The sequence below is a fragment of the Gordonia sp. i37 genome (genome assembly GCF_002043085.1).
In the GTDB taxonomy this organism is placed as follows: domain Bacteria; phylum Actinomycetota; class Actinomycetes; order Mycobacteriales; family Mycobacteriaceae; genus Gordonia; species Gordonia polyisoprenivorans.
In genome coordinates this window covers 1-4332 of sequence record NZ_MVPX01000286.1, presented here as the reverse complement: position 1 = coordinate 4332, position 4332 = coordinate 1, and the positions used below count along the sequence as shown (strand labels likewise).

General features: G+C 67.8%; 4 protein-coding genes, 1 tRNA gene and 1 riboswitch. All 5 genes read right to left on the bottom strand.

Annotation, left to right across the window (positions count from 1 at the left end; translation table 11 throughout):
• Nucleotides 1-314: 314 nt before the first annotated feature.
• Entirely contained in the window at nucleotides 315-1181 is an 867-nt protein-coding gene (locus tag B1964_RS13870; RefSeq protein WP_172398838.1) for a tetrahydrofolate dehydrogenase/cyclohydrolase catalytic domain-containing protein, read from the bottom strand.
• A 16-nt stretch (nucleotides 1182-1197) separates the two neighbouring features.
• Nucleotides 1198-1280: riboswitch (ZMP/ZTP riboswitch) on the bottom strand.
• Nucleotides 1281-1290: 10 nt separating this feature from the next.
• Nucleotides 1291-1362: transfer RNA gene (locus tag B1964_RS13865), tRNA-Val, on the bottom strand.
• 90 nt (nucleotides 1363-1452) lie between these two features.
• Complete coding sequence (locus tag B1964_RS13860) at nucleotides 1453-2205, bottom strand: type II CAAX endopeptidase family protein (RefSeq protein WP_079930174.1); 753 nt, start codon at nucleotides 2203-2205, stop codon at nucleotides 1453-1455.
• A gap of 4 nt (nucleotides 2206-2209) precedes the next feature.
• Nucleotides 2210-3280: an NAD(P)H-binding protein gene (locus tag B1964_RS13855; protein WP_026920038.1), complete on the bottom strand. Its 1071-nt coding sequence runs from the start codon at nucleotides 3278-3280 to the stop codon at nucleotides 2210-2212.
• Between the two features lie 96 nt (nucleotides 3281-3376).
• Nucleotides 3377-4330: a YafY family protein gene (locus tag B1964_RS13850; RefSeq protein WP_079930171.1), complete on the bottom strand. Its 954-nt coding sequence runs from the start codon at nucleotides 4328-4330 to the stop codon at nucleotides 3377-3379.
• Nucleotides 4331-4332: the final 2 nt, after the last annotated feature.

Below are 4332 nucleotides of genomic sequence, written 5' to 3'. Positions count from 1 at the left end.
GCCCCTGCCATTCTGGTGCACCACGTTCCCGCGTGTGGTCCGCAGGACTTTGTGTCGACGTCTACGGCGTGAGGTTCTGTGGAACGGAAACGTTGAGCCACCATTGCGCACTCTGTTCACTCACCGCGAGAACGTCATTCGTTGGTCGGTATCGACGAGACATAAGTACCGGGCACTCCTGCTCTCGCCAGGAGCTTTCGACACCGGCACCACACCTATCGTCCGACTGCGATCCCAATCCGAGGTCGACCGCTGGCTGGCGGGTCCGCTGACCTCGGCCGCGCGTGGTCGAGCCGGATTCTGAAGGTGGTGGACTAGCCTGTCGCAGGGCCGGCCTGCTGCACCCTGGTTTCGGCGGCGTCAACAGTCTGTGAGAGCAGCATCGCGATGGTCATCGGGCCGACCCCACCGGGGACCGGAGTGATCGCTGCCGCTACCCGCGCGGCGGACGCGAAGTCGACATCACCAACCCCGCCGGGGTGATAGCCCGCGTCGACCACGACCGCTCCGTCCTTGAGATGTGTGCCGTTGATGAACCGGGGCCGGCCCACAGCAGCGATCACGATGTCGGCCCGGGACAGGTGAGCGGCCAGGTTGCGGGTGCGGGAGTGACACAACGTCACCGTGGCATCGCGCGCGGACAACAACGCAGCCAACGGTTTTCCGAGGATGGCGCTGCGCCCGACGACGACCACGTCGGCACCGGCGACCACCACCCCGTGATGCTCGAGCAGGCGCACCACCCCACCTGGAGTGCACGACTGAAAACCAGGTTGGCCCAACGCCATCGCCGCAAACGATGTCGAGCTCACCCCGTCGACGTCCTTGGTCGCGGTAATCGCATCGAACACCGCGCGCTCATCGACATACTCGCCCATGGGATGCTGCACCAAGATGCCGTCGACACCAGTGTTGTTCGACAGTTCCTCGACGCGCTCGACGATTTCTGCGGTGCCAATCGAGGCCGGCAATCCCACGTGCACTGCGCCCAGCCCGAATTGCTGACATCGTCGCTGCTTCATCGACACATACGTCGCTGACGCGGGATCGTCGCCGACCAGCACAGTAGCCAGCGTGGGCGGCAGTCCGGACACGTCCGTCACGCGAGCCGCCCGTGACGCGGTATCGGCATTGATGGTTGCTGCCAGATCGACACCTGACAACAGCTGTGCCTTCGACATGAACACTCCTGAGCCTCGTCAATGCCCAGGCGCACGACACACACTCCGGAGGCCGCTCCCCGGTGGTACTCCACCCCAGCGCCAGTCACGACCTGCCCTGATCCTACGGTGCGCGCAAAGGGATTCGAACCCCTGACCACTGGTGTGTAAGACCAGAGCTCTACCGCTGAGCTATACGCGCGTGGCCACGGCCGAGGTGCCGTACCAACTCACGAATGTAGCGGCTGAGGTGGCCTTCGCCCAAACCGGTTCGGGTTCGCCGAAACCTGGCTCACACCCCGACGATGGGCGGCAGTGCGAACAGCACGATCACCGACCACACCACATGGGTGCACAGCGGTGCGAGCACGCCACCGGTCGCGCGTCGCAGCACCGCGCACACCGCGCCGAGGATCACCCCGGCGAAGCCGAGCATCACATTGCCGCTGGCCATCGTGACGACGACGTAGATGGCCGTCGACACCACCAGTGGGTGCCACGGGCGGGCGGCGGTGTACACCGCCCCGCGGAAGAACAGTTCTTCGGCGACGCCGTTGCCGAGGGTGATCGCCGCGATCGCGACGAGGCTGCCGGAATCGGCGTAGGCCAGCACACGACCGATCAGATCGTTGAGCGGGGGGATCAGGCGGGGGCCGAAAGCGCCGACGACAAAGCAGGCGCCGACCAATAGGCCGACCGACACGCCGAGCAGCACCGCGTTGCGCCGCGGGTAGGTGGGTGCGCCCTCCGGCGAATGTCGACCGATCGCGGGGAACGCCCCGGCCGGGATCGGGCCGGCGAGGAAACCACCGACGACCCAGACGACGCCGAGCGCGACGGTCAGCGGATAGAACCTGCTGTCACCCGGGGTCGCCGACAACGAGAAGCCGAGAAGGACCGCGCCGACCACCAGCGTCACGCCGACGATCCATCGCCGGCGCGCCTGCCGCGTGGGCAGGTGCCCGTTGCGGTCGGTGCGCAGTTCGTCGATCAGCTCGGCGATCGCGCCGCGGTGTCGGACAGGGCTCTGGGTTGGTGAGTCCACGTCGTCAGACTGGCAGCAATGCCCGGCCGAGTCGACCCGCCGTCCCGAACGCACCGCGGACAGTGCCGCTGATCCGGCGTCGTACGCGAGGCCAATCGCCTCCGGCCCAGGCCGGATCGGTCGAGGCCAGATGGTGCGGGTCGTCGAGCGCACAGACCGACCGGGGCGCCGGTGAGGCCACTGCTGCGGCGACCGCGTCGCGCATCGGCGTCAACCCGCCGGCAGGTGGCGGTACCAGCTCCCGGATGCGGTGTTCGTCGGCGCGCATCGGATGATCGAGGGAGGTGATGAGCTCTTCGGTGAGCGCAGACGGGATGGGGACGAGGAGCCCGGCGACCTTGCCGGCAAGACGCGTCCCGACGAATGGCACCCACACCCGCACCTTCGGCATGCGGATCGCGTCGAGATAGGCCTCGAGGACCGAGCGGTACCGACAGACGTCGGGTCCGGCGATGTCGTAGTCGCCGGCGGGTAGCTCGGGCTCGCAGGCGGCGGTGAGGTAGTGCAATACGTCGCGAATCGAGATGGGGTCCATGGGGTTTCGCGTCCACGACGGCTCCGGGATGACCGCGAGGCGGTCGCCGACGTAGCGGATGATCTCGAACGACGTCGACCCGGCGCCGAGGATCACCGCTGCGCGCAGCCACACCAGCTCCGGCCCGTCGGGCAGTCGTAGGGCCTCGCCGGCGTCGGCTCGGCTGCGCAGATGATCCGACAGGTCCTCGTCATCGGGGACGAAGCCACCCAGATAGATGATGCGTGTGACATCGGCGTCACGCGCGCCCGACGCGAGGTTCGCGGCAGCGTTGCGGTCGGCGTCGGCGAACCCCGACTGACCGATCCCGTGAACCAGGTAGTAGAGCGCATCCAGTGGCCCGGCGGCGGCAAGGGCCTGCTTGACCGATTCGGGGTCGTCGACATCCATCGACACCGCGGTCACCGCGTCGAACCAGCTGAAGTCGGTCAAGCGGTCCACATTCCGGGAGGACACAACCACCTCATGTCCGGCGGCGAGCAGCGAGCACACCAACCGCGAGCCGACATATCCGCTGGCACCAGTCACGAAAAGCCTCATGAGCACCACGGTAGGTACCGGATCCGCTGCCGCCCAGGGACGCGGCGGGGTCGTGGCGGAGTCGAGACAGCTCTCGCCCGCACGGTCACGAAAAGATCACGGCGCTGCGTCGCACGCTCGCCGATAGCGGGCGGCCACCCGTTCGTGGTGCTCGGCGACGCCGGCCAGTTCGTCTCGCAATGCGTCCGGGGAGAGCACCGTGAAGTCGGCGTCGAAGGCGTGCAGCCACCGGGCAATCGAGGTGAGCGACGTGGAGTACAGGGTCAGTTCGCAGGTCTGCTCATCGCCGGACTCCAGGGTGCCCCACGCATCGGAGACCATCGGACCGATCGTCTCCACCGGGGCGTGGATACGCACGCGCGCCGAGGATTTGCGATACACCGCGCCCAGGCTGCGTTCGAGGAACCTCGACGCCGCTCCTTCGGGGAGCTCACGCGGGGTGAACCGGGGGCCGGTCGGGATCTTGGGTACCATCCGGTCCACCCGGAACGAGCGCCAATCGTCGCGGCCGAGGTCGAAAGCGATGAGATACCAACGCATTCCGTTGCGCACCAACCGGTAGGGTTCGACCTCGCGCCGCGACTCGGTGCCGTCACCACGCCGGTAGTCGAAGCGGAGCCGTTCGTGGCGATGGCAGGTCGCGGCGATGTCGGTGAGAACATCGGCCGACACCGTCACCTGGCCTCGCGTGCGGGGCACGGCTTCCAGTGACAACGAATCCAGCCGGTGGCGCAGACGCGAGGGCATGACCTGGCGCAACTTGGTCAGCGCACCGGCCGAGGCCTCGGCCATGTCGGCCACCGGCCCGGTCGTGACCGCGTCGAGCCCGAGGGCCACGGCCAGCACCTCCTGGTCGTCGAGGAGCAGCGGCGGCATCTCCGCACCCGCGCCGAGCCGATACCCCCCGCCGATGCCGACGGTCGCGTCGACCGGATAGCCGAGCTCACGCAGCTTGTCGACGTCGCGTCGCACGGTGCGCGTGGTGATCTCGAGCCGGTCGGCGAGCTCCTGGCCGGACCACTCACGTCTCGTCTGGAGCAGCGAGAGCAGGG

Excerpts from the sequence above, each read along its gene's own strand:
- B1964_RS13870 (WP_172398838.1), bottom strand. The coding sequence starts at position 1,181 with ATGTCGAAGGCACAGCTGTTGTCAGGTGTCGATCTGGCAGCAACCATC.
- B1964_RS13855 (WP_026920038.1), bottom strand. The coding sequence starts at position 3,280 with ATGAGGCTTTTCGTGACTGGTGCCAGCGGATATGTCGGCTCGCGGTTG.